Origin of the sequence: Vibrio sp. M260118 (genome assembly GCF_036533755.1) — a bacterium.
Classification (GTDB): domain Bacteria; phylum Pseudomonadota; class Gammaproteobacteria; order Enterobacterales; family Vibrionaceae; genus Vibrio.
Map to the genome: position 1 here is coordinate 1 of NZ_JATABG010000541.1, position 1,669 is coordinate 1,669.

General features: G+C 45.8%; 1 protein-coding gene. It reads left to right on the plus strand.

Features of this window, described 5'->3' with window-relative positions; translation table 11 throughout:
• Window positions 1-169 precede the first annotated feature (169 nt).
• Complete coding sequence (ptsG, locus tag QTO00_RS19325) at window positions 170-1,600, plus strand: PTS glucose transporter subunit IIBC (RefSeq protein ID WP_331426195.1); 1,431 nt, start codon at window positions 170-172, stop codon at window positions 1,598-1,600.
• The last annotated feature ends 69 nt before the right edge of the window (window positions 1,601-1,669 follow it).

Consider the following 1,669-nt stretch of genomic DNA (forward strand, 5'->3'; position numbering starts at 1 on the left):
AAACTAAATTTCGTAACTATCTAGAAAGAGAGATGACTCGCACGATATATTTAGTAGCAGAAAATATAGTGACAAAAGTGGTTACATTTTTTCTGGGTGCTAACATTTAAGGCTACGGGGGTGTGCCGTTAGAACCCAATAATTCTTATAAACTTTCAGGAGCATAAACATGTTTAAGAATCTTTTTGCTAACCTGCAAAAAGTGGGTAAATCTCTGATGCTGCCAGTATCGGTGTTACCTGTTGCAGGTATCCTACTTGGTGTCGGTGCTGCCGACTTAGCTTTCATCCCAGATATTGTTTCTAACCTAATGGAGCAAGCTGGTGGTTCAGTATTCGGCCAAATGGCTCTACTATTCGCTGTTGGTGTAGCACTTGGCTTTACTAACAACGACGGTGTTGCTGGTCTAGCTGCTATCGTAGGTTACGGCATCATGGCTGCAACACTAAGCGTTATGGCTGGTGTTATGGGCGTTGAAAAAATCGATACAGGTGTACTAGGTGGTATCCTTGTCGGTGGTGTTGCTGCTTGGGCATTCAACCGTTTCTTCAAAATCCAACTTCCAGAGTACTTGGGCTTCTTCGCTGGTAAGCGCGCTGTGCCAATCATCACTGGTTTCGCTGCGATCGGTCTTGGTCTTATCCTATCTGTTGTATGGCCTCCAATCGGCGGTGCAATCGGTGCATTCTCTCACTGGGCTGCGGATCAAAACCCTCAACTAGCGTTTGGTATCTACGGTATTGTTGAGCGTTCTCTAATCCCATTCGGTCTACACCACGTATGGAACGTACCATTCTTCTTCGAAGCAGGTTCATGTGTGAACGCTGCTGGTGAAGCACAGAACGGTGTTCTTACTTGTTACCTAGTTGCTGATGAAGCTTCTCGTGCTGCTGGTAATGGCTTCGGTCAGCTAGCGGGTGGTTACATGTTCAAGATGTTCGGTCTACCAGCTGCTGCTATTGCTATCGCTCACTCTGCTAAGCCAGAAAACCGTGCGAAAGTAATGGGTATCATGGCGTCTGCTGCACTGACTTCTTTCCTAACAGGTATCACTGAGCCAATCGAATTCTCATTCCTATTCGTTGCTCCAGTACTGTACGGAATTCACGCTCTACTAGCGGGTTCTGCATTCTTCCTAACTAACACGTTCGGTATTGTTCACGGTACGTCGTTCTCACACGGTCTAATCGACTTCACTGTTCTATCTGGTAATGCACAGAACATGGGGCTGATGGTTGGTCTAGGTCTTGTATACGCTGCAGTTTACTACGTAGTATTCCGCGCAGTTATCAAGGCAATGGATCTTAAGACTCCAGGTCGTGAAGACGAAACTGAAGAAGCAGTTATGACTTCTGGTTCAGACATGGCTGGCGAACTTGTTGCAGCATTCGGTGGTAAAGCAAACATCACTGGTCTAGACGCATGTATCACTCGTCTACGCGTATCAGTTGCTGACACTGAAACTGTTGATCAAGACAAATTGAAACAACTAGGCGCTGCAGGTGTAGTAGTTGTTGCAGGTGGTGTTCAGGCTATCTTCGGTACTAAGTCTGACAACCTAAAAACTGAAATGGATGAGTGGATCCGTAACCAAGGTTAATCCCCATACACTCATTTAGATAGATAAAAGGAGGCTTCGGCCTCCTTTTTTGCATCTGATGTATTAGCC